Origin of the sequence: Pseudonocardia sp. DSM 110487, from assembly GCF_019468565.1 — a bacterium.
In the GTDB taxonomy this organism is placed as follows: domain Bacteria; phylum Actinomycetota; class Actinomycetes; order Mycobacteriales; family Pseudonocardiaceae; genus Pseudonocardia.
The window spans coordinates 8,882,873-8,903,769 of record NZ_CP080521.1; the positions used below are offsets into that span (position 1 = coordinate 8,882,873).

Here is a 20,897-nt window from a genome sequence, read left to right on the forward strand (position 1 = left end):
GCGACCGCTGCCGGACGGCCGAGCGCCGAGCAGCCGCGGGATGTCGCGGCGAGCCCGGCGAATGGGCAGTCGGGTATTGCCGCGATCTTACGGGAGGCGCTCACCCTCCGGGCGGCGCACGTCTCACGCCCTTTTTCCGACGAACGGCGCGTTCGTCGGATAGGTACCGACGAACGCGCCGCTCGTCGGAAAGGCGTGGGTCAGGTGCGGCCGCGGAACCGCCGGGGGCGGGGCCACAGCCGGCACAGCACGACGGCCAGCACCATGGCGGGACCAAGCGTGCGGGAGTCGGTCGAGCCGTGGTCGTTGTCGCCGAGCACCCACCAGCCGTCCTCCGCTGGCCGCGCGGCCCGCTTCACCGAGAGCTGCTCCGGCCGCGCCGCCCAGCGCACCAGCACGACGTCCCCCGCCCGCACCCGCGCCCCGAACCGCACGAGCACCACGTCCCCGTCCCGCACCGTCGGCGACATCGACGGCCCCCTCACGGCCACCCTTCGCCAGCGCACGACCACCCCCTCATCACGCTGCTGTGCCCCGACGCCGGGAGTAGTGTCGGACACGCCAGAACGATCACCATCCAGGGAGGACCCATGCGGCTGCTCGCCCGCATTCTCCGCCCGCGGCTGGAGGCCACCGCGCACTGCGACCTCCCCTGCGGCGTGTACGACCCGGCGCAGGCCCGGATCGAGGCCGAGTCGGTGAAGGCGATCCAGGAGAAGTACCAGGCCAACGAGGACCCGGAGTTCCGCTCGCGGGCGCTCGAGATCAAGGAGCAGCGCGCGGACCTGGTCAAGCATCACCTCTGGGTGCTGTGGACCGACTACTTCAAGCCGCCGCACTTCGAGAAGTACCCGGAGCTGCACGAGCTGTTCAACAAGGCAACCAAGAAGGCAGGTGGCGGCCCCGGCGGCGCCAAGGCGTCCACGGACCCGGCCACCGGCCAGGAGCTGCTCGACTACATCTCCCAGATCGACAAGATCTTCTGGGAGACCAAGGCTGCGGCCTGATCCAGGCCTCGAAAGCGGCGCTGACCAGCGGGAACGACCTCCCGTTGGTCAGCGCCGTTTCTCGTTGCCGACCCGGGACATGATCACCACTCGGGTGCACGGGCGGTCGCATACGGCCGGCGATGCACCGGCACGACGATCATGCGCGGGGACACTGACTAGGGTCGTTGCCATGACCGGCCGCGTGTTCCTGCTGCGCCACGGCGAGACCGAGTGGTCGCTCTCCGGCAAACACACCGGCCGCACCGATGTCCCGCTCACGGAGCGGGGCCGGGAGCTCGCGGCCGCGGCGGGGCGGCTCGTCGCGGGCCTGCAGGCCGAGCCACCCGCGCTCGTGCTCACCAGCCCGCGCGGCCGCGCCCGCGACACCGCGCGGCTCGCCGGGTTCCGCGTCGACGACGTCGACGAGCGGCTCGCCGAGTGGGACTACGGCGAGTACGAGGGCCGCACCACCGCCGAGATCCGCGAGACCGTGCCCGGCTGGACGGTCTGGACGCATCCGTGCCCGGGCGGGGAGACCGCCGACGAGGTCGCAAGGCGGGCCGACGGCGTGATCGCGCGCACCGCGGAGGCCCTCGAGCGCGGCGACGTCGTGCTCGTCGGGCACGGCCACTTCAGCCGCGTCCTCGTGGCCCGCTGGATCGGGCTGGCTGCCACCGAGGGCGTCCGGTTCGCCATGGAGGCGCCCTCGTGGGCGGTGCTCGGTCACGAGCGCGGTGTGCCACGCCTCGACCACGTCAACCTGACCCCGAAGGGACGGCAGTGACGATCCGGGAAGCACGCGCGGACGACGTTCCGGCCGTCGTCGGCCTCGTCCACGAACTCGCCGAGTACGAGCGCAGCCCCGAGCTGTGCACGCTCACCGAGGACCAGCTGCACGCCGCCCTGTTCGGACCGGAAGCCGTGGCGCGCTGTCACGTCGCCGAGGTTGCGGGCGAGGTCGTCGGCTGCGCGATCTGGTTCCGGAACTTCTCGACATGGCGCGGCGTGCCCGGGATCTACCTCGAGGACCTGTTCGTCCGGCCGTCCCACCGCGGCAGCGGGCTGGGCAGGGCGCTGCTGGCCGAGCTCGCCGCCGTCTGCGCCGAGCGGGGCTACGCCCGCCTCGAGTGGCAGGTACTGGACTGGAACGAGCCGTCGATCGGCTTCTACCGGGCGCTGGGCGCCGTGCCGATGGACGAGTGGACGACCTTCCGGCTCGACGGCGAAGCGCTCACGGCGTTCGCGAAGACCGCGGAAGGCTGAGGCGGGGCGCCTCGACGCAGTCGACCGCGACGCCCTGCTCTATCCCTGAGGCCGGAGCTCGTCGAGCCCCATCGACCAGTTGCGCGATGCCTCGCTGATCAGCAGCAGGAAGGTGGCAACGACGTACACCCCTGCCACGATGCCGAGCAGCAGCTGCTGGGACGGCCCGATCAGCGTGTAGACGACGGGAAGAAGCAGCAACTGCGTGACGATGGCCGGGGTACGGGCCCAGCGACGACCGGCCACCAACCCGAGCCCGACGGCGGCGAGCGCGGCCCCGATGACGACGAAGTAGCCGGCCTCGCCGACGATGTCGCGTACCAGGAGACCCGCGCCATCGACGGTCGACGCGCGCACGACGAGCGCGACCGCGAAGCCCAGCGCCAGCAGGCCCTGTATCCCGACGAGCACGCCGGCCAGCCGCACCTGGCGGGGCGCTTGCTCCGAGCTCACGGTCCCGAGGATAGGCCGGGAATGCCCGGGACCTCCGCGCGGTTGGGTAACGCGGCGTCTGCGAATTGCGACTCCTGGCCGTGTCCGGCGCGCTACGCGTCGTCGTGCGAGGAACGCAGCTCGCCGCAGCGAAGCCCGCCGATCACCCGCTCGAGTGACGATCGAGGGCCACTCACCGATGCTCGCGGACCGTCGAGCCGATAAGGGCTCGCACCTGGGGAAACGTTGGCCCATGGTAGTCACGGACAAGCGAGTGATCGCGAGTGGGACTTCTCGCATGGTCTGGCCGAGCTCGGGTAACCGGGCCCGGTGGGCGGTTCGAGGTTGATCGCTCAGCGCGGCAACACAGGGCAGGCAGTACAGGCGCAGTAACCGTCAGTGCCGGTGCTCGTTGCGTTGAGTGGGTGAGAGTGCTCACCCGGGTGGACCTTGACCCTTGAAGATCGAGCGCGCTCGTGAAATCCTTCACAAGCGCGTCCACAAGACCGTGACAGACGATCGGCGCGACCCCGATCGCGCAAGCACAAGGAGCCGAAGACCAATGGATTGGCGTCACCGCGCAATCTGCCGCGACGAGGACCCCGAGCTGTTCTTCCCCGTGGGGACCAGCGGTCCTGCGCTGCTGCAGATTGCCGAGGCCAAGACCGTCTGCCGGCGCTGCCCCGTGGTCACCGAGTGCCTCACCTGGGCCCTCGAGAGCGGCCAGGATGCAGGCGTCTGGGGCGGCATGAGCGAGGACGAGCGGCGGGCGCTGAAGCGGCGCAACGCGCGCACGCGGGCACGTACTGCCTGAAACCCTCCTTCCCCACCGCGGGCCCGAAGCCGGACTGCACCCGGCTCCGGGCCCGCGGTCGTTACCACCGGGCGCACGCGGGGGCTGCTCCGGAGGGGGCCGACGGTCCGGGCGGCGCGACCACGCCCGCAGGACCAGCGACCTCCCGCAGAAGGCTAGCGCCCCCTCAACGAGAGCTTGATGACGGCCTCCGTTCCGCCTCCCGGGCGGGGCCGCACCTCCAGCGCAGAACCGAGTTCCGAGTCGACGAGGGTGCGCACGATCTGCAGGCCCAGGCCGGTGGATCGCTCCAGATCCATTCCCTCGGGGAGCCCGCGCCCGTCGTCGCCGACCACGACCTCCAGCTCGCCGCCCTCCCGGTTCGCCGACACCACGACCTCGCCCGTCCGGCCGGGGGCGAAGGCGTGGGCGAGTGCGTTGTGCACCAGCTCGGTGAGCACCAGCACCAGCGGGGTGGCCAGCGCGGCCGGGAGCGTGCCGAAGCTGCCCTCCCGGCGCACCTTGGCCCGTGACTCAGCCGTGGCGCCGTCGCCGATCGCCGGGAGCACCTTGTCGACGAGCTCGTCGAGATCCACCCGCTCGGCGACCGATACCGACAGCGCCTCGTGCACCAGCGCGATCGAGTTCACCCGCCGCACGCTCTCGGCGAGCGCGATACGGGCCTCGGGGATTGCCGTGCGGCGGGCCTGCAGGCGCAGCAGCGCCGCCACCGTCTGCAGGTTGTTCTTGACCCGGTGGTGGATCTCCCGGATCGTCGCGTCCTTCGACAGCAGAGCCATGTCCCGGCGGCGCAGGTCGGTGACGTCGCGCACCAGCACCAGCGCGCCCGCGGCGTCGCCACGCGGCCGCAGCGGCATCGCGCGCACCAACATGACCGCTCCCCGCGCGCGGACCTCCATCCGCAAGGAGTGCTTGCCGTCGAGCGCGCCGTCGATCCGGGCGGCCACCTCGGCCGCGTCGAACGGGTCGTGCACCAGCTCCCGCATGGTGTCCGCGAGCACGACGCCGACGAGGTCGCTCGCGTGGCCCATGCGGTGGTACGCCGAGAGCGCGTTGGGGCTGACGTACGCCACGAGCCCGTGCGCGTCCAGCCGGATCAGGCCGTCGCCCGCCCGCGGGCTGCTGACGGCACCCACGACCTCCGCGGTGGGAGGGAAGGTGCCGTCGGCCACCATCTGGCAGAGGTCGGACGCGCTGCCGAGGTAGGCGATCTCCAGGGGGCTGGGCACCCGCGGCATGGCGAGGTTGGTGTCGCGGGAGAGCACGGCGATCACCGAGCGGCCGTACCGCACCGGGATCGTCTCGCGCCGCACCGGCACCTCCAGGTGCCAGCGGGGATTCTCCTCGCGGCAGATGCGCCCCTCGACGACCGCGCGCCGCAGCTGCGGGCTGTCGGCGGCCGGGATCCGGGCCGCCACGATGTCCTCGGGGTGCGCGGTGGGCGCCGTGGTGGGCCTGGCCTGCGCCACGCAGAGGAACTCGGCGGTGCCTGCGAGGGGGATCCACAGCAGGAAGTCGGCGAACGACATGTCCGCCAGCAGCTGCCACTCGGCGACGACGCGTTGGAGGTGCTCGACCGCGTCGCCGCGCATCTCGGTGTGCTCGGCGAGCAGCTCAGAAAGGGTCGACACCCGACGCAGCCTCCCGGTCAGTACTCGGCTCCATGAAACCACGTGGGAGGATCGAGGCATTCCCCGGACGAAGCTGAGGAGGGTCGACCATGTCCAAGCGTGCACGCAAGCGCCGCGACCGCAACAAGAAGGGCGCGAACCACGGCAAGAAGCCGAACACCTGACACCTCGGCCGCGGGGGCGGCGCGCCGCGCGTCGTCCCCGCGGGCTAGCGGTCCGACCGCTAGCCGCGCTGCTCGACGCGCGTGCTGCGCACCTCGACGGTGGTCGTCCTGGTGCCTTCGGGGCCCTCTTCCACCGTGACCTCGGCCTGCTCCAGCACCGCCACCCGGATCTGCTGCCGGAGCCGGTCCTTCAGCTCCGGCGGAGCGTGCTCGCCACCACACTTCGCGGCCAGCAGCCGCTTCAACTTCTCGTCGATGCCGTACTCCGACAGGCACGGCTCGCACTCGTCCAGGTGCTGCGCGAGCAACCTGCGCCGGCCGTCGTCGCACTCGTGGTCGAGGAAGAGCCACACCTCCGCGAGCACCTCGGAGCAGTCGGTGTCGTGATGGTTACCGCAACTCATGAGGAGACCCCCTCCTCCTGCCGTCCCCGCAGGAACCCACGTTCACGGGCGGTGCCGGTGAGCATGTCCCGCAGCTGCCGCCTGCCCCGGTGCAGCCGGGACATCACGGTGCCGATGGGGGTGCCCATGATGTCAGCGATCTCCTTGTAGGCGAAGCCCTCGACGTCGGCGAGGTACACCGCCATCCGGAAGTCGTCGGGAAGCTGCTGCAACGCGGCCTTCACGTCGTTGTCCGGGAGCCGGTCGAGCGCCTCCATCTCGGCCGACGGGAGACCCTGGGAGGTGTGCTCCCCCGCCTGGGCGATCTGCCAGTCGGTGATCTCCTCGGTGGGAGACTGCACCGGCTGGCGCTGCCGCTTCCGGTAGCCGTTGATGTAGGTGTTGGTGAGGATCCGGTACAGCCAGGCCTTCAGGTTGGTGCCCGCTCGGAAGGTCCGGAACGCGGAGTACGCCTTGAGGTACGTCTCCTGTACCAGATCCTCGGCGTCGGACGGGTTTCGCGTCATCCGCAGCGCAGCGCCGTACAGCTGGTCGATCAGCGGCATGGCGTCGCGCTCGAAGCGAGCCGCGCGCTCCTCGGCGGTCTCGTCGAACCCGCCCGCCTGCTGACCATCGCCTGCGTTCTCATCGGCCGTGCTGTCGTCGAGCTGGGTCTCGACGGCATCGGCCGTTTGCTCGGTGCCGGGCACCGCGCTCCTCTCGCGCCGGGTCGCCCACACGGCGACCTCGGGAACGGTCACCCCCGTGGCGACCGCGTGACGCTTCGAGGGTACGCCGCCTGGCCGAGCCGAGCCCGCCCGACGCACGCGGCCGGTGCGCGGACCGTCCATCACTGCCTGTGTCACGGCTGCGTCAACACCCGGCAGTGGCCGGTGATTCCCGGTGCAACCACTGTTCTAAGGTCGGCGCGTGGCAGGCAAGGGCACCCCGGCGACGGCACTGCTGGCGAAGCAGCAGATCACCCACCAGGTGCACACCTACGACCACGGCGCGGGGCAGGCGTACGGCCCCGAGGCCGCCGAGCGGCTGGGGCTCGACCCGGAGCGGGTGTTCAAGACGCTCGTCGCCGAGGTCGACGGCGCGCTCACCGTCAGCGTCGTGCCGGTCTCCGCCACGCTCGATCTGAAGGCACTCGCCGGAGCCGTGGGCGGGAAGCGGGCCCGCATGGCCGACGTGGCGGCGGCCGAGCGCGCCACCGGCTACGTGGCAGGCGGTATCTCTCCCTTGGGCCAGCGCAAGCGCCTCACCACCGTCGTCGACGCCTCGGCGCAGCGCTGGGAGACGGTGTTCTGCAGCGGCGGCCGTCGCGGGCTGGAGATCGAGCTGGCACCCACCGACCTGGTCCGCCTGTGCGGAGCGACAGTGGCCCCGATCGCCACATGAGCGTCGGCGGGGTGGCACCGAGGACCCGGCAGGCGGTGCACACCGTGCCGTGACCGTGCACACGGCCGAACGCGTGCACCGTGACACGGCGGTCTGCACGGCGGCCAGCCTCTAGGGCCGCGGCAGCAGCTCCCCCAGCCAGGACGTCACCGCCTGCCGTAGGCCGGGCGCGTCGGATTTCAGGCTGTGGTCGCCTTTCAGCAGCACCACGTCGCGGCCCGGCGCAGGCTCGGGCCGGCCGAACGGGTCGGTCAGCCCCTGCACCACGAGGATCGGCACGGTCGGTTGGGCCAGCTCGGGCAGCCGGTCCTTCTCCGGCTTGCCAGGCGGGTGCACCGGGAACGCGAGGCACAGCACGCCAGCGGCGTCCGCCGCCGTGGCCGTGCGACAGGCCACCCGTGCGCCGGAGCTGCGCCCACCGACCACGAGCGGCAGGCCGTCGTTGACGTGCTCCACCACCGCGAGCCAGGCCGCGTCGAGCTGTGCTGCGGGCGCAGGGGCTCGCCTGCCCGCCACCCGGTACGGCTGCTCGACGAGCACGACGTGCACGCCGAGCGCGAGAGCGGCCCCAGCGGCGACGAGCAGGTCGGGTGCGCCCACCCCGCCTCCGGCGCCGTGGCCGAGCAGCAGCCGACCCCGCGCGGCCGCCTCGGCGTCGCGGCGGGTGATGCGGGCCGGGCCGTGCGGGGTGGGGACCTCGGTGATGGCGCCCTCGTTCACTTCGGGTTCGGCCCCGACAGCAGGTCCAGCTGGATCGGCTCCCGCACCTCCTCGGGCGGAAGGGCCTCGAGCAGCTGCGGGCCGTTGTTGCGGACGCTGTTGACGAGCGCCGACACCGGCCGCAGCTCCAACCGCTCGACGAGCTCGAGCGAGGGCGGCGTGACCAGCGACGCGACCGCGTCGTCGTCGGCGCGCCGGTCCGGATCGAGCCATGCGTCCCATGCCTCGCGAGGCAGCACCAGCGGCATGCGGTCGTGGATCTGCGCGAGCGGACCGACGGCGTCCGTGGTGAGCACGGTGGCCGTGACCAGCCCGTCCGGGTACTCGTTGTCCGGGTCGTCCTTGGGCTTCCAGTACTCCCACAGCCCCGCCATGGCGAGCGAGCCGCCGTCGGCGTAGTGCGTGTAGTAGGGCTGCTTGTGCTCGGGGCCCCGCTGCCACTCGAACCATCCGTCGGCCGGGATCAGGCAGCGGCGGGCGTTGAACGCGCGGCGGAACGCGGGCTTCGTGGCCACCGACTCCGACCGCGCGTTGATCATGCGGCCACCACCTTTCGGGTCCTTCGCCCAGTACGGAACCAGGCCCCAGCGCACCATCCGCAGCGTGCGCTCGGTGCGATCCGGGTCGGGGGTGCCCTCCTCGTCGCGCGGGTGCCGCTCGACCACCGTGATGATCTGTTTGGTGGGCGCGACGTTGTAGTCCGCCTGCGCCGCGCCGTCGGTTGCGTCGACGGCGCGGAACTCGTCGGCGAGGTCCGCGGGAGCCTTGATCGAGGCGTATCGGCCGCACATGCCTCCATCGTGCCCCCGTTGCCACGATCCGGCGTCCGCTGGTCTCCGGATCCGTCGCGGTCATCGCGAAATGGGCCCGCGAGCCGGGGTCCGCCGGATACCCTCGACGCATGCCCGATCCGGCCAACGGCGATCTCGAAGCCCGCGTCAGAGATCTCGAGCACGAGGTCCTGCGGCTGAAGGACGGCGTGGAGATCTCCCGCGCCGACGCCGCTGCCGCCCGCGTGCTCGCCGGTGGGGCCGACCGCGACGTGTCGGATGTGAAGACGCTGCTGCGCGCACACACCCAGACCCTGAACGCGCTCCGCGAGACCCAGCTGGAGCAGCAGGACGAGATCAGGGCACTCCGGTCGGAACAGCAGGACGAGATCGGGGCGCTCCGCTCCGAGATGCAGCGGGGCTTCGGAATGCTGCGCACCGGAATGGCGCAGCTCCTCGCCGTGCTCCCGGACCAGAACAACAAGGACGACCAGGGCTGACCCCCACTCAGCGCGCCAGCCGCGCGTGCCGCTCCAGGAACCGGGCGATGTCGTCGGGATCCTCGAGCGGGAGCGGGTAGACCAGCAGCCGGTCCGCGCCGAGTTCGGCGAACCGGTCGGCGATCGCCTCGTCGACGGGCTGCAGCTGCATCGCCGTGATCTCCAGGCGCCCGAGCCGGGCGGGCCGCTCGACGTCGCCTGCCACCCGCTCGAGGCGGGCGAGGTTCGCCGCCAGCTCGTCGGGCGTGCCGACGCCGAACCAGCCGTGTGCACGGGTGAGCGCGCGGCGGAACGCGGCATCGCTGTGCCCGCCGACGACGATCCGCGGCCCGCCGTCGCGCACCGGCCGGGGATGGGCGTCGACGTCGACGAACCGCACGTACCGGCCGTCCATGTGCGGCCGCTCCGCGGTCCACAGCTGGACCATCGCGTCGATGTGCTCGTCGGTGCGCCTGCCTCGGTCCGCGAACGGCACACCGACCGCGGTCATCTCCGGCTCGAGATAGCCCGCTCCGACGCCGAGTAGCAGCCGACCGCCGCTCAGCACGTCCAGGCTCGCGGCCTGCTTGGCGAGGACGAGCGGGTTGCGCTGCGGCAGGATCACGATCCCGGTGCCCAGTTCGACGCGGCGGGTCAACGCGGCGACGTAGGTCAGGTGCACGAGCGGGTCGAGGATCGGGTCCCGCGGGTCCATCGGGGTGTCCGGCGTGCGCGGGCTGGGCAGCACGACGTGGTCGCCCGCCCACCACGACGTGTACCCGAGGTCCTCGACGAGCGCGGCGAGCCGCGCGGTCACCGCCGGCGCGAGCGCCGCCTTCGCGCCCAATCCGTTCACACCCAGCTGCATGATCCCCACCCTGCGACGGCGTACCGGGCGGCGTCCAAGACCCGCTTCCATAACCTGTGGGCATGAACGTGCGCGTGCAGGACGTGCGCTACTTCCTCGCCGTCGCCGAGGAGCTCAGCTTCACGCGAGCCGCGGAGCGGTTGTTCGTCTCCCAGCCCGCGCTCTCCAAGCAGGTCCGGCAGCTGGAGGCGCAGCTGCGCGCCGAGCTGTTCACCCGCGGCCACCGCATGGTGGGACTCACCGCGGCGGGCGCCGCGTTCCTGCCGAGGGCACGCGCCATCGTCGCGGAGTGGGAGGCCGCCGCCGAGGACGTCCGGCTGGCGGGCCGCACGCTCACGGTGGGCTTCCACTCCCGGATCGGGCGCGGGCTGGTCCCCACGATCACGGCGACGATGCAGCAGCGGCTGCCGGGATGGCGGCTGCAGTTCCGGCAGATCCCGTGGGGCGACCCGGCGGTCGGGCTGACCGCGGGCACCGTCGACGCCGCGCTCGCATGGCTCCCGGTGCCGTCCGGCCTCTCGACAAGGCCGATCGCCACCGAGGACCGCGGCGTTGCCCTCCCGGCAGGCCATCGGCTTGCCGGGCGGTCGAGCCTGCGGTTCGCCGACATCGCCGACGAGCCCTTCGTCGCGCTGCCGGCGTCGGCAGGGCCGATGCGCGACTTCTGGCTCGCACTGGACCACCGCACGTCCTCGCCGTCGATCGCGGCCGAGGCCACCACGTCCGACGAGGCGTACGAGATCGTCGCCGCCGGGGAGGGCGTGCTCCTGCAGCCAGCCGGCAGCTGCTCGATCCATCAGCGCGAGGACGTGGTGCACCGCCCGGTCATCGACCTGCCGCCCGCACGGCTCGCCGTCGTGTGGCGGTCCGGCGACCACAGAGCCGCCGTGCGGGTCGTCACCGACGCGTGTTTCCACTGCGCGAGCCCGCCACTGGCGCCATGCGGAATCATGGCGGGGTGACCACGACCCCGGCCTGGCCCGCCCCGCACGCCGCCGCGCCCGTTCGCGGCCGGGTGAGCGTGCCGGGCTCCAAGTCCGTGACCAACCGCGCGCTGCTGCTCGCCGCGCTCTCCGGGGGACGGGCCACCGTCTCAGGGGCCCCCGCGTCCCGCGACACCGCACTGATGGTGGGGGCGCTGCGGGCCCTCGGCGTGCCGATCGATGTCGACGGCGAGCGCGTCGAGTTCGCGGGCCACGAGGGCCCGCTTGGCGGCGGCAGCGTCGACTGCGGCCTCGCCGGCACCGTGATGCGGTTCGTGCCGCCCGCGGCTGCGCTCGCCGACGGCCCGGTCACGTTCGACGGCGACCCGCGAGCCCGCGAGCGCCCGATGGACACCGTGCTGGACGCGCTGCGCGCGCTCGGCGCCCGGATCGACGGCTCGCAGTTGCCGTTCGTGCTGCACGGCACCGGTGGGCTGACCGGTGGCGACGTCGTGATCGACGCGTCGGCGTCGTCGCAGTTCGTGTCCGGGCTGCTGCTCTCCGGTGCCCGCTACGAGAAGGGCGTCACCGTCCATCACGACGGCAAGCCGGTGCCGTCGCTGCCGCACATCGAGATGACGGTGGCGATGCTCAGGGAGGCCGGGGTCGACATCGACGACGCGGAGCCGAACACGTGGCGCGTGTCTCCCGGCCCGATCGCGGCCCGCGACTGGGTGGTGGAGCCGGACCTGTCCAACGCCGCGGTGTTCCTCGCCGCCGCGGCCATGACCGCTGGCGAGGTCACGGTCGCCGGCTGGCCAACCGGTTCCACACAGCCGGGTACCGAGATCCTCTCCGTGCTCGAGCAGGCGGGCTGCACGGTCACGCCCGGCCCCGACGGGATGACCGTGCGCGGGCCCGCGCAGCTCACGGGCGTTGACATCGACCTGCACGACGCCAGCGAGCTCACACCCACGGTCGCCGCGGTGGCCGCAGTCGCGGCCGGGCCGTCGCGGATCCGCGGCGTCGCCCACATCCGTGGCCACGAGACCGACCGGCTGGCCGCCCTCGCCACCGAGCTGGCCGCGCTCGGCGGTGACATCACCGAGACCCCGGACGGCCTGGAGATCCGGCCCGCCCCGCTCACGGCGGGCGACCGCCCGTGGGGCGCCTACGCCGACCACCGCATGGCCACGGCCGGCGCGCTGGTCGGACTCGTCGTGCCGGGCGTCGCGATCGACGACATCGGCTGCACGGACAAGACCATCCCCGACTTCCCGGCCCGGTGGGCGGCACTGCTGGCGTGAAGGCCCGCGAGTACGACGAGTCCGACGTCCGGGTCCGGCCGGGGCGCCGGGGCTCGCGGCCGCGCAGCAAGCGCCGCCCCGAGCACGCCGACGCGATGGAGGCGATGGTCACCACCGTCGACCGCGGGCGCTGGACCTGCGCGCTCGACGGCGACGCGGCGCGGCCCCCCGTCGTCGCGATGCGGGCCCGCGAGCTCGGCCGCACTCCCATCGTCGTCGGCGACCGCGTGGGCCTGGTCGGCGACGTCTCCGGGGCCGTCGACAGGATCGCCCGGATCGTGCGTGTCGAGGAGCGGCGCACGGTGCTGCGACGCACCGCCGACGACACCGACCCGTACGAGCGGATGGTCGTGGCCAACGCCGAGCAGCTGGTGATCGTCACGTCGATCGCGGACCCGCCGCCGCGCACCGGCTTCGTCGACCGCTGCCTCGTGGCCGCGTACGCGGGCGGGCTCGCACCCGTGCTCTGCCTGACCAAGGCCGACCTCGCCGATCCGGAGCCGTTCGCCGCGCAGTACCGGGAACTGGACCTCCCGGTCGTCGTCACCCGTCGCGACCACGAGCCCACCGCGCTCGCGGAGGTGCTCGGCGGCCGCGTCTCGGCGCTCGTCGGCCATTCGGGGGTCGGCAAGTCGACGCTGGTCAACGTGCTCGTCCCGGACGCCGCACGGGCCGTAGGAGCGGTGTCGGCCGTGGGCAAGGGCCGGCACACCACCACAGCAGCGCTCGCGCTCCCCTTGCCCGCTGAGCTCGGCGCCGGCTGGGTGGTCGACACCCCGGGAGTGCGCTCGTTCGGGCTCGCCCACGTCACCCCGGACGACGTACCGGCCGCGTTCGACGACCTAGCGGAGGCGATCGAGGACTGCCCCCGCGGGTGCGGCCACTTCGGCCCGCCCGCCGACCCGGAGTGCGCCCTCGACACGCTCGTCGAGGAGGGCAAGCTGCGCCCCGGACGGCTCGCCGCGCTGCGCAGGGTCCTCGTGGCCCTCCGCTGACCTTCCCGGTCTCAGGCCTGGCCCTCCACGAGGAACGCGACCTCAGAGGGGTCGTACCAGGCCAGGTCGTGGTCCTCCGCCTCGCCGACGAGGAACTCGGCGTCGAGATCACCGAGGTCGGCGGCGTCGACCGCACCCGAGGCCTCGCGTACCGCGTACTCTGCCTCCTCGGTGTCGACGTGGACGGCCGCGATCGCCTCGAACGGCACGGCGCCCGAGATCCGCACGGCGCCGTCGTCGAGGTCGGGGCGCAGCGTCACGTCGACGTCGGCGGACACCACCACCCGCCGGGCGGGTGTGGCGTCCTCGCCGAGCCCGAACTCGATCGAGAGCAGCCGCAGCGAGGCCCGAGCCGCATGGCTCATGGCCGCGTACTCGAGCTCCTCGTCGTCGCCGCTCGTGTAGGCCTCACGCAGGGCGGGTGTGAGGGCGAACGCGGTGCCACCGATCGGGTCGAGCACCCCGGTCTTCACCAGTGTCCGCAGCATCGGCCACGTGGCCGGGACGTATACCCTCATGATCAGGCCACCGTCGTCAGGAGCTCGTCGAGCGACTCGTGCACCAGGCCTGCGAGCACGTCGAGATCGTGCATGGCGTCGCGGTCGCCGTTGAACCCGTAGTAGACCCCGCCGTCGTACGACGTGAGCCCGATCGCGAGGGCCTGGCCCTTCGCGAGCGGGACGACGGGGAACATCTCGAGCATCCGGGCGCCGGCGGCGTAGAGCGGGAACTGCGGTCCCGGCACGTTCGTCACCACCAAGTTGAAGATCCGCTTCGAGAACCCGCTGGCTGCGCGCGCCCCCAGAGCGTGCAGAGTAGGCGGCGCGAACCCGCCGATCCGGACCAGGGTGTCGGCACCGACCGACTGGCCGTTCGACGTGTGCTCGCGCATCGCGTGCGTGACGTGGTGCAACCGCACCACCGGGCTCGGCTCGCCGACCGGCAGCTCCACCAGGAACGACGAGACCCGGTTGCCGAGCGACCCCGCCGTGGCGGAGCTGGGCACGTCGGCCTCGCCGCGGACCGACAGCGGCACCATCGCCCGCACCGTGGACGATGGCGTGACCGGCTCGCCGCGGGAGAGCAGCCAGTTGCGCAGCGCGCCCGAGATCACGCTGAGCACGACGTCGTTCACCGTGCACCCGTGTGCCGCGCGCACCCGGCGGTAGTCGTCCAGCTCGGCGCGGGCGACCGCGAACCGGCGCTGGGTGGAGATGTCCACGTTGAGCGGGGTGCCCGGGGCTGGTCTGCTCGCCGTCCACGCCATCGAGAACAGCTTGCCGGCCGCCCCCGCGACCTTGCTGACGGTGGCCATCGCATCGCCCGCGGCCACCCGCACGTTGTCGACGATCTCGCCGGGCCGGGCGACGGCCTCCGCGACGGCGCCGAGCACCAGCTCGGCGCTGGACGGCTCGGGGCGGGGCATCCACAGCTCCTCGGGCACCACCCGCGGCTCCGGCGAGACGTCGAGGATCACCTGTCCGATGTCGATCGCGCTGATGCCGTCGACCATCGCCTGGTGCGTCTTGGTGACCACCGCGATGCGGCCCTGCGCCAGCCCTTCCACCAGGTACATCTCCCAGAGTGGGCGCGTGTGGTCCAGCGGGCGCGACATCAGGCGCGCGACGAGCTCGGTGAGCTGATCCTCCGAACCCGGCTTGGGCAGCGCGGAGCGGCGGACGTGGTAGGCCACGTCGAACTCGGGATCGTCGATCCACACCGGCCGCGCGAGGTTGCCCGGCACGTACCGGACCTTCTGCCGGTACCGCGGAACGAGCGCGATCCGCTGCTCGACGAGATCCACGAGCCGGTCGTAGTCGAATCCGCCCCGCGGACGCCGGAATACCGATACGGCGCCGACGTGCATCGGAGTAGTGGGCTGCTCCAGATACAGGAATGAGGCGTCGAGGGGCGAGAGCCGGGGCGGCATTCTCTGATCGTAGGCCGCGCCCTGCGGATCCCGGTCGATGAGATTCGTGATCCAGACGGCTCCTGGCAAGGCGGAGGCACGAGCCGTCGTATCCGGCATACCCGGTCGTGCCTCCAACGCAGCCAGGGGCCGTCTGGGCGCGGAGCTCGCGATCGGGGTTCGCAGGGCGCGGCCTACGCTCGCTCCATGGCTGGCGAGCGGTCTCCGAAGGACACCTTCATCACGGTGTACGGACGCAAGCCCGTGCTCGAGGCGCTCGGCGACCCCGCGCTGCGGGTCGACAAGGTGGTGCTCGCCGAGGAGGCACGCGGCGAGCCGGTGCGGGCCATCCTCGACGCCGCCCGCGGTCGCGGCGTTCCGGTGCAGCGGGCATCGGCGCACCGGGTCAAGGTGCTGGCCGGCAACGGGCGGCACGACCAGGGCGTCCTCGCCGACGTCATCGCCCCGCGGATGGCGCCCGTCGCCGAGTTCACGGCCACGCTGCGGCCCGGCGCACCCGCCGCCGTGCTGGTGCTCGACCGGCTCACCAACCCCGCCAACGTCGGGATGATCCTGCGCAGCGCCACCGCAGCGGGCCTGGACGGCGTGCTGCTGGCGCGGCGCGGGCTGCCCGCCATCGACCCGCTGGTCGTCAAGGCGTCGGCGGGGATCGCGTTCCGGTCGCCGGTGCTGCGCTCCGGCACCGTCGAGGAGGGGTGCGCGGCGCTGGCCGAGGCCGGGTTCGGGCTGTTCGGCCTGGACGCCCGCGGTGACTCGCTGCTCGGCGCCGCCCTGCCCGATCGGGTCGCGCTGGTGCTGGGCAACGAGACCGACGGCCTATCGGCCTCGGTCCGCCCCCTGCTCGACGGGTTGCTCGCCATCCCCATGCACGGCGGTGTCGAGTCGCTCGGCGTCGCCAGCGCGGGGGCCGTCGCGGCGTTCGAGCTCTCCCGTCGCCGTTTCGCGTCGCCCTGACACTCACTGCACGACGACCACGGCCTTGCCCCGGGCGTGGCCCTGCTCCACGTGGCGCACGCCCTCGGCCGCGTCGGAAAGGGTGTAGGTCCGGTCGACGACCGGGGCGAGCTTGCCGGCCTCGATCAGCGCGGTGACCGCCACCAGGTCGTCGTGGGTCGGCCCCGCAGGTGCGGCCGGGAGGATCACCCGGAGCTGCTGGCGGACGAACGCGTTGACCACCAGCACCGCCAGCAAGGCGCCCATCGCGCCGAACACCTTGCCGGGCGAGCCACCGCCGTTGGCCACCAACGTCCCTTCCGGCGTGAGCACCCGGCGCAGCCGCCCGAGCGGCCGGTTGCCCACGTTGTCCAGAACCAGGTCGTAGCGCCCGCGCCGGTCCGGCTCGGTGAAGTCCTCCCGCGTGTAGTCGACGGCCCGCGCGGCGCCCAGTGATCGCACCAGCTCCACATTGCGGGTGCTGCACACCCCGGTGACCTCCGCGCCCAGCGCGGCAGCGATCTGCACGGCGAACGTGCCCACCCCGCCGCCTGCGCCGTTGACCAGCACCCGCTGCCCCGACCGGACGCGCCCGACCGTCCTGATGCCGCGCAGGGCGGTGACAGCAGCCATCGGCACGGCCGCGGCCTGCTCGAAGGTCAGGTCGGCCGGCTTGGGTACCAGCAGGTCCGGGGTGGTGCGCGCGTACTCGGCGCAGGAGCCATGGCAGAAGCCAAGTACCTCGTCGCCGGGGCGCAGACCACGTACGTCCGCGCCGACGGCCTCGACCACGCCGGCTGCGTCGATGCCGAGCACCGGGCACTTCGGCCGGGTCAGCCCGACGTCGACGGTCAGGCGCGCGGCGAGCGGGTCGCCGCGCAACATGTGCCAGTCGTAGGGGTTCAACGCGGCAGCGTGCATCCGGACCATGACGTCGCCGGGGCCGATCCGGGGCGGGTCGACGTCGGCAAGCCGCAGGACGTCCGGCGGACCGAACCGCTCTTGGACGATCGCCTTCATCCGGTCTCCCCACCCTCGGCGGTGTACGGCGTACACCAGCGAGAAGCAGGCTACGGTGTACGCCGTACACCAGTCAAGGCGGATCGTCAGGCGGTGTCGTGCAGCCGCTGGAGACCGTCCAACGTCAGGTCGAGGGCGAACTCGAACTCGAACTGGTCGTCGCAGCCGGAGCCGACGACGGACTCCTCGTCGTGGGCGACCGCCATGGCCAGCTCGGCGATGTACGGGAAGCGCTCGGCGATCTCCTCGGGCGGCGGCATGTCCGGCTCCGGGGCGCGGTCCGAGCTGTCCTCGAACAGCTCCTGGGAGAAGCCCAGCAGGCGGCTGCCCATGACGTGCATCGCGTGGTGGGTCAGGTCGATCGAGAACCCGCCTGCCCGGAAGATCCCGATCATCGAGTCCAGGTACTCCAGCACCACGAGGGTCGGGGTGGCCCGCTCCTTCATCCGCGACTCGATCACCCCCGGCGCCCACGGGTGCCGCAGCAGCATGCGGCGGGCCGACAACACCCGCTCACGGATGGCCGACTTCCAGTCGGCCCCGGCGGCGGGCGGGTCGATCTCGCCGACGACGACGTCGATCATGCCGTCCAGCAGCTCGTTCTTGTTGGCCACGTGCTTGTACAGGGCCATGGGAACGACGCCGAGCGCCTGCGCGATCTTGCGCATGCTGAGCGCGTCGACGCCGCCTTCGTCGGCCAGGGCGACGGCGGTCTCCAGGACCCGCGTCTTGCTCAAGGGCGTGCGGGGCTGCGCGGCCGCGCCGGCCTGGGTGGTGATCTCGACCATCCCCTCTCGCGTGTTCTCCGGCCCAGCGTACGAGCGCCGACCTCGACGACCTCGCGCTCAGCGGTGCGCGACATAGGGTGGCGGCATGGTCCAGCGCCGGCTGCCCCGCCCGTCCGAACTGCGCCCGCTGCTTCGGCCCGCCCCGTTCGTACGGGACGCGGACGCGCGGCGGTTGCGGCGTGCGGCCAGCATCGCGGACCTGCGGACGATCGCGCGCAGGCGCACGCCCCGCGCAGTGTTCGACTACGTCGACGGCGCAGCCGACGGGGAGCTGTCGCTGCACCGCGCGCGGCGCGCCTTCGCCCGCGTCGAGTTCACCCCGAGCGTCCTGCGCGACGTCTCCGAGGTGGACACCGGACGGGAGATCCTCGGGCGCAGGGCGAGCCTGCCGTTCGCGTTCGCCCCCACCGGCTTCACCCGGATGATGCACCACACCGGTGAGCCCGCCGTGGCGTCCGTTGCCCAGCGGTTCGACATCCCGTACACGCTCTCCACGATGGGCACCACCACCATCGAGGACGTCGCGGTGGCGGCACCCCAGGCGCGCAGGTGGTTCCAGCTCTACCTGTGGCGCGACCGCGCCCCCGCCAAGGACCTCGTGCAACGCGCGGCAGCGGCCGGTTACGACACCCTGATGCTCACCGTCGACACCCCGGTCGGCGGGGCCCGGCTGCGCGACGTCCGGAACGGGCTCACGATCCCGCCCGCGCTGTCGCTGCGCACGTTCCTGGACGGCGCCCGCCACCCCCACTGGTGGTTCAACCTGCTCACCACCGAGCCGCTGAACTTCGCCAGCCTCGACGCCACCTACGGCTCCGTCGAGGAGATGATCAACCGGGTCTTCGACCCCGCGCTCACCATGGACGACGTCGCGTGGCTACGCGACACGTGGCCGGGCAAGCTCGTGATCAAGGGCATCCAGAGCGTCGACGACGCCGTGCGCGTCGTCGACGCCGGGGCCGACGCCGTGCTGCTGTCCAACCACGGCGGCCGCCAGCTCGACCGCGCCCCCGTACCCCTGGATCTGGTCGAACCCACCGTCCAGGCCGTCGGCGACCGCGCCGAGATCCTCATCGACACCGGCGTCACACACGGCGCCGACATCCTCGCGGCCGTCGCGCTCGGGGCCCGTGCCGCCCTGATCGGACGTGCGTACCTCTACGGGCTGATGGCGGGCGGACGGCTCGGCGTCGAGAAGGCCGTCACGATCCTGGCGGCCGAGATCGTGCGCACCCTGCAGCTGATCGGGGTCAACAGCGTCGACGAGCTGCGCCCGTCACACGTACGGCTACGCCCTAACGAGTGAGACATGCTGCAGGGGCGCCGTAGCAGGGCCATGGTGCAGGAATGGGTTTCATGGACAAGGCCAAGGAACTGCTGAACCAGCACGACGACAAGGTCGACCAGGGCCTGGACAAAGCAGGCGAAGCGGCGAAGGAGCGTTTCGCGGGCCACGACGAGCAGATCGACCAGGGCGTCGACAAGCTGCAGGAGATGACGGGCGCGGGTGACACCGCCGAGGCCCCCCGCGAGGAGCCTCCGCCCCCGCCGCAGTGACCCACCGCTGATCAGGCCGTTTGGGGCCGGGCCACTCCGGTGACCCCTCTCGCATGGGAGACGAGCGCGAGGAACGGTCCGGCCCCGGACAGGAAGGCCTCCTCGAGAACATCCTGCGCGACGCCACGACCACGGGCGCCGAGGGCGAATCGCGCCCACCGGACCAGCCGCAGGCGGCGGCCGCCATGCCCCGCAGTACCGCCGAACCGGACGAGGACGAGGACTCACGCCGGTAGGTCGAACAGGGCCTCCACCTCGGCGATCGTGACCGCTTCGTCGTGATGGTGCACCACCACCGCGCCCGCAGCGCGGGCGCCCCGCACGTTGCCCACGTGGTCGTCGACCACGACGCAGCCGTCGACCGCCACACCGAGCCGCGCGGCCACCCTCCGGTACAGCTCCGGATCCGGCTTGCGGACCCCCAGCGCGGCCCCCAGCACCACCATGTCGAACGCATCGGCACAGGTGTCGGGCACGGCGTCCGCGTCGGTCACGAGCGCGGACGACACCCCCGCTGAACGCACGCGGTGGACCAGCTCCAGCAACCGCGGCCCGTCGGTGAGCACCCCCGCGTAGTCCATCACCAGCGCCTGCAGTGCCATGTTCGCAAGCTAGTGCTGTGACCACATTCGTTCGTGGGCCTGGTCGGGCGGGGTGGTTTTGGGGCCTTCGGTGGCGCCGCGCCCTCTTCAGGCCGAGGCCACAGGGCCTCCGGTGGCGCCGCGCAGTGTGCGGGGTCGCCCCTCACGACTCAAGGGCGCTGCGCGTCGCTTCGCGATCGCTGCGCGACCCTTGATTCGCGAGCCTCTGCGACCCCTGGGGCATGCAGCGCGGGCAGGCCAGGGGCCTGCCCCTCAGGGCGCGCGGCGCCACCGGAGGCGGTTCTGGCGCGCATGATCGAGGCTTCGGCGCGGAAACGGGCGCAAACAACCCGGGAACGCGCCGAACTGCTGATCAAGCCGGCATTCCGGAGTCAAATGCGGCGATCAAGGTGAAATGGTCGCTAGATGATCTCCGACCGCCACCATCAGCCCTTGATCGCTGCGCTGACCTGCCGGTATCCGATGCAGACGGTCGTTGTCGCTACGGCGCTTCGCGCTCGATCGCGTCCAGCAGGTCGAGCAGGTGCACGCGGATCAGTTCGGCCTGGTCGGAGGGCGGGGCGGGCAGCCCGGCGACGGCGGCCGCGACGCCCGTCGCGGCCGCGGCGTACCGCTCCCGTCCCCGTGGAGTGATCGAGATCCGGACGACCCTGCGGTCGGTCTCGTCTCGCACGCGGGTGAGTGCTCCCGCTCCTTCGAGCGCGTCGATGACCGGGGTGAGCGTGGCCGGCGCGAGCCGTAGGTGGCCGGCAAGGTCGCGGTGGGACACCTCGTCGAGCGCAACGAGCGCGCCGAGCACGTCCAGCGCCGTGGCGCTCAGCCCGTAGGAGTCGGCGACCCTGCGGGTGAACCGCTGCAAGGCGAGGCCGGCGCGTACGAGCAGCCGGTCGAGCGGCTCGGTCGCGGGGCCGGGATCCACGCGCCG

General features: G+C 72.5%; 28 protein-coding genes. 14 read left to right on the forward strand and 14 right to left on the reverse strand.

Annotated features, from left to right (window positions below):
- Positions 1-200: 200 nt before the first annotated feature.
- Positions 201-560, reverse strand: a complete 360-nt coding sequence (locus tag K1T35_RS41635) for a S26 family signal peptidase (RefSeq protein WP_255621276.1) — start codon at positions 558-560, stop codon at positions 201-203.
- 36 nt (positions 561-596) lie between these two features.
- Between K1T35_RS41635 and sodN the strand changes: the two genes are divergently transcribed.
- The 3 genes from sodN to K1T35_RS41650 all read left to right on the forward strand — a co-directional run bounded on the left by sodN (position 597) and on the right by K1T35_RS41650 (position 2,252).
- Positions 597-1,007, forward strand: a complete 411-nt coding sequence (gene sodN / locus K1T35_RS41640; protein WP_220263185.1) for a superoxide dismutase, Ni — start codon at positions 597-599, stop codon at positions 1,005-1,007.
- Positions 1,008-1,179: 172 nt separating this feature from the next.
- Positions 1,180-1,773: an acid phosphatase gene (locus tag K1T35_RS41645; RefSeq protein ID WP_220257172.1), complete on the forward strand. Its 594-nt coding sequence runs from the start codon at positions 1,180-1,182 to the stop codon at positions 1,771-1,773.
- A gap of 2 nt (positions 1,774-1,775) precedes the next feature.
- Positions 1,776-2,252 carry an N-acetyltransferase family protein gene (locus K1T35_RS41650; protein ID WP_370645538.1) on the forward strand — a complete coding sequence of 159 codons (477 nt, stop codon included), beginning with the start codon at positions 1,776-1,778 and terminating at the stop codon, positions 2,250-2,252.
- A gap of 39 nt (positions 2,253-2,291) precedes the next feature.
- Here the strand turns inward: K1T35_RS41650 and K1T35_RS41655 are convergent, their stop codons facing one another.
- Entirely contained in the window at positions 2,292-2,705 is a 414-nt protein-coding gene (locus tag K1T35_RS41655) for a hypothetical protein (RefSeq protein ID WP_255621278.1), read from the reverse strand.
- 541 nt (positions 2,706-3,246) lie between these two features.
- Between K1T35_RS41655 and K1T35_RS41660 the strand changes: the two genes are divergently transcribed.
- Entirely contained in the window at positions 3,247-3,498 is a 252-nt protein-coding gene (locus K1T35_RS41660; protein WP_075950692.1) for a WhiB family transcriptional regulator, read from the forward strand.
- Between the two features lie 155 nt (positions 3,499-3,653).
- Here K1T35_RS41660 and K1T35_RS41665 read toward each other — a convergent pair whose 3' ends face one another.
- The gene (locus K1T35_RS41665) at positions 3,654-5,129 is read right to left on the reverse strand and encodes a sensor histidine kinase (protein WP_220257174.1); all 1,476 of its coding nucleotides are present in this window, start codon (positions 5,127-5,129) and stop codon (positions 3,654-3,656) included.
- A gap of 89 nt (positions 5,130-5,218) precedes the next feature.
- Here K1T35_RS41665 and K1T35_RS49950 point away from each other — a divergent pair, with 89 nt between their 5' ends.
- Positions 5,219-5,293, forward strand: coding sequence for a 50S ribosomal protein bL37 (locus K1T35_RS49950; protein WP_369805044.1), 75 nt, complete (start codon positions 5,219-5,221; stop codon positions 5,291-5,293).
- Between the two features lie 59 nt (positions 5,294-5,352).
- Here the strand turns inward: K1T35_RS49950 and rsrA are convergent, their stop codons facing one another.
- Both rsrA and K1T35_RS41675 read right to left on the reverse strand, forming a co-directional pair.
- Entirely contained in the window at positions 5,353-5,697 is a 345-nt protein-coding gene (gene rsrA, locus K1T35_RS41670) for a mycothiol system anti-sigma-R factor (RefSeq protein WP_220257175.1), read from the reverse strand.
- The gene (locus tag K1T35_RS41675) at positions 5,694-6,386 is read right to left on the reverse strand and encodes a sigma-70 family RNA polymerase sigma factor (protein WP_370645539.1); all 693 of its coding nucleotides are present in this window, start codon (positions 6,384-6,386) and stop codon (positions 5,694-5,696) included. The genes rsrA and K1T35_RS41675 overlap by 4 nt, the downstream gene beginning before the upstream one ends.
- 220 nt (positions 6,387-6,606) lie before the next feature.
- Here K1T35_RS41675 and ybaK point away from each other — a divergent pair, with 220 nt between their 5' ends.
- Positions 6,607-7,080: a Cys-tRNA(Pro) deacylase gene (ybaK, locus tag K1T35_RS41680; protein WP_220257176.1), complete on the forward strand. Its 474-nt coding sequence runs from the start codon at positions 6,607-6,609 to the stop codon at positions 7,078-7,080.
- 111 nt (positions 7,081-7,191) lie between these two features.
- Here the strand turns inward: ybaK and K1T35_RS41685 are convergent, their stop codons facing one another.
- Together K1T35_RS41685 and K1T35_RS41690 are read right to left on the reverse strand one after the other, a co-directional pair.
- Positions 7,192-7,800, reverse strand: coding sequence for an alpha/beta family hydrolase (locus K1T35_RS41685; protein WP_255621281.1), 609 nt, complete (start codon positions 7,798-7,800; stop codon positions 7,192-7,194).
- Positions 7,797-8,591 (reverse strand): SOS response-associated peptidase, encoded by a 795-nt coding sequence (locus K1T35_RS41690; RefSeq protein ID WP_220257177.1) that lies wholly within the window; start codon positions 8,589-8,591, stop codon positions 7,797-7,799. Before K1T35_RS41690 ends, K1T35_RS41685 begins: the two co-directional genes overlap by 4 nt.
- Before the next feature lie 110 nt (positions 8,592-8,701).
- Here K1T35_RS41690 and K1T35_RS41695 point away from each other — a divergent pair, with 110 nt between their 5' ends.
- Positions 8,702-9,070, forward strand: coding sequence for a hypothetical protein (locus K1T35_RS41695; protein WP_220257178.1), 369 nt, complete (start codon positions 8,702-8,704; stop codon positions 9,068-9,070).
- A gap of 7 nt (positions 9,071-9,077) precedes the next feature.
- Here the strand turns inward: K1T35_RS41695 and K1T35_RS41700 are convergent, their stop codons facing one another.
- Positions 9,078-9,917: a TIGR03619 family F420-dependent LLM class oxidoreductase gene (locus K1T35_RS41700; RefSeq protein ID WP_220257179.1), complete on the reverse strand. Its 840-nt coding sequence runs from the start codon at positions 9,915-9,917 to the stop codon at positions 9,078-9,080.
- A gap of 62 nt (positions 9,918-9,979) precedes the next feature.
- On the opposite strand from K1T35_RS41700, the gene K1T35_RS41705 reads away from it, so the two are divergent.
- From K1T35_RS41705 to rsgA, 3 genes are read left to right on the forward strand one after another with little or no spacing between them, the layout of a single operon-like run.
- On the forward strand, positions 9,980-10,879 hold the full coding sequence (locus K1T35_RS41705; protein ID WP_220257180.1) for a LysR family transcriptional regulator: 900 nt from the start codon (positions 9,980-9,982) through the stop codon (positions 10,877-10,879).
- Positions 10,876-12,147: a 3-phosphoshikimate 1-carboxyvinyltransferase gene (gene aroA / locus K1T35_RS41710; protein WP_255621282.1), complete on the forward strand. Its 1,272-nt coding sequence runs from the start codon at positions 10,876-10,878 to the stop codon at positions 12,145-12,147. Before K1T35_RS41705 ends, aroA begins: the two co-directional genes overlap by 4 nt.
- Positions 12,144-13,142 (forward strand): ribosome small subunit-dependent GTPase A, encoded by a 999-nt coding sequence (gene rsgA / locus K1T35_RS41715; protein ID WP_220257182.1) that lies wholly within the window; start codon positions 12,144-12,146, stop codon positions 13,140-13,142. Before aroA ends, rsgA begins: the two co-directional genes overlap by 4 nt.
- Positions 13,143-13,153: 11 nt before the next feature.
- Here the strand turns inward: rsgA and K1T35_RS41720 are convergent, their stop codons facing one another.
- Positions 13,154-13,660, reverse strand: a complete 507-nt coding sequence (locus K1T35_RS41720) for a hypothetical protein (RefSeq protein ID WP_220257183.1) — start codon at positions 13,658-13,660, stop codon at positions 13,154-13,156.
- Positions 13,661-13,662: 2 nt separating this feature from the next.
- Complete coding sequence (locus tag K1T35_RS41725) at positions 13,663-15,072, reverse strand: wax ester/triacylglycerol synthase family O-acyltransferase (RefSeq protein ID WP_220257184.1); 1,410 nt, start codon at positions 15,070-15,072, stop codon at positions 13,663-13,665.
- 186 nt (positions 15,073-15,258) lie between these two features.
- Between K1T35_RS41725 and K1T35_RS41730 the strand changes: the two genes are divergently transcribed.
- Positions 15,259-16,026, forward strand: a complete 768-nt coding sequence (locus tag K1T35_RS41730) for an RNA methyltransferase (protein WP_220257185.1) — start codon at positions 15,259-15,261, stop codon at positions 16,024-16,026.
- A 3-nt stretch (positions 16,027-16,029) separates the two neighbouring features.
- Here the strand turns inward: K1T35_RS41730 and K1T35_RS41735 are convergent, their stop codons facing one another.
- The gene (locus K1T35_RS41735) at positions 16,030-17,025 is read right to left on the reverse strand and encodes an NAD(P)-dependent alcohol dehydrogenase (RefSeq protein WP_220257186.1); all 996 of its coding nucleotides are present in this window, start codon (positions 17,023-17,025) and stop codon (positions 16,030-16,032) included.
- A gap of 86 nt (positions 17,026-17,111) precedes the next feature.
- Entirely contained in the window at positions 17,112-17,813 is a 702-nt protein-coding gene (locus tag K1T35_RS41740; protein WP_220257187.1) for a TetR/AcrR family transcriptional regulator, read from the reverse strand.
- An 85-nt stretch (positions 17,814-17,898) separates the two neighbouring features.
- Between K1T35_RS41740 and K1T35_RS41745 the strand changes: the two genes are divergently transcribed.
- The 3 genes from K1T35_RS41745 to K1T35_RS41755 are packed head-to-tail and all read left to right on the forward strand — an operon-like array spanning position 17,899 to position 19,606.
- On the forward strand, positions 17,899-19,119 hold the full coding sequence (locus K1T35_RS41745; protein WP_220257188.1) for an alpha-hydroxy acid oxidase: 1,221 nt from the start codon (positions 17,899-17,901) through the stop codon (positions 19,117-19,119).
- Between the two features lie 41 nt (positions 19,120-19,160).
- Complete coding sequence (locus tag K1T35_RS41750) at positions 19,161-19,370, forward strand: antitoxin (RefSeq protein WP_220257189.1); 210 nt, start codon at positions 19,161-19,163, stop codon at positions 19,368-19,370.
- A 53-nt stretch (positions 19,371-19,423) separates the two neighbouring features.
- Positions 19,424-19,606 (forward strand): hypothetical protein, encoded by a 183-nt coding sequence (locus K1T35_RS41755; protein WP_220257190.1) that lies wholly within the window; start codon positions 19,424-19,426, stop codon positions 19,604-19,606.
- Here the strand turns inward: K1T35_RS41755 and K1T35_RS41760 are convergent.
- On the reverse strand, positions 19,595-19,972 hold the full coding sequence (locus K1T35_RS41760) for an HAD-IA family hydrolase (protein WP_220257191.1): 378 nt from the start codon (positions 19,970-19,972) through the stop codon (positions 19,595-19,597). The genes K1T35_RS41755 and K1T35_RS41760 overlap by 12 nt on opposite strands.
- A 481-nt stretch (positions 19,973-20,453) precedes the next feature.
- On the reverse strand, positions 20,454-20,891 hold the full coding sequence (locus tag K1T35_RS41765) for a MarR family winged helix-turn-helix transcriptional regulator (RefSeq protein WP_220257192.1): 438 nt from the start codon (positions 20,889-20,891) through the stop codon (positions 20,454-20,456).
- Positions 20,892-20,897 lie beyond the last annotated feature (6 nt).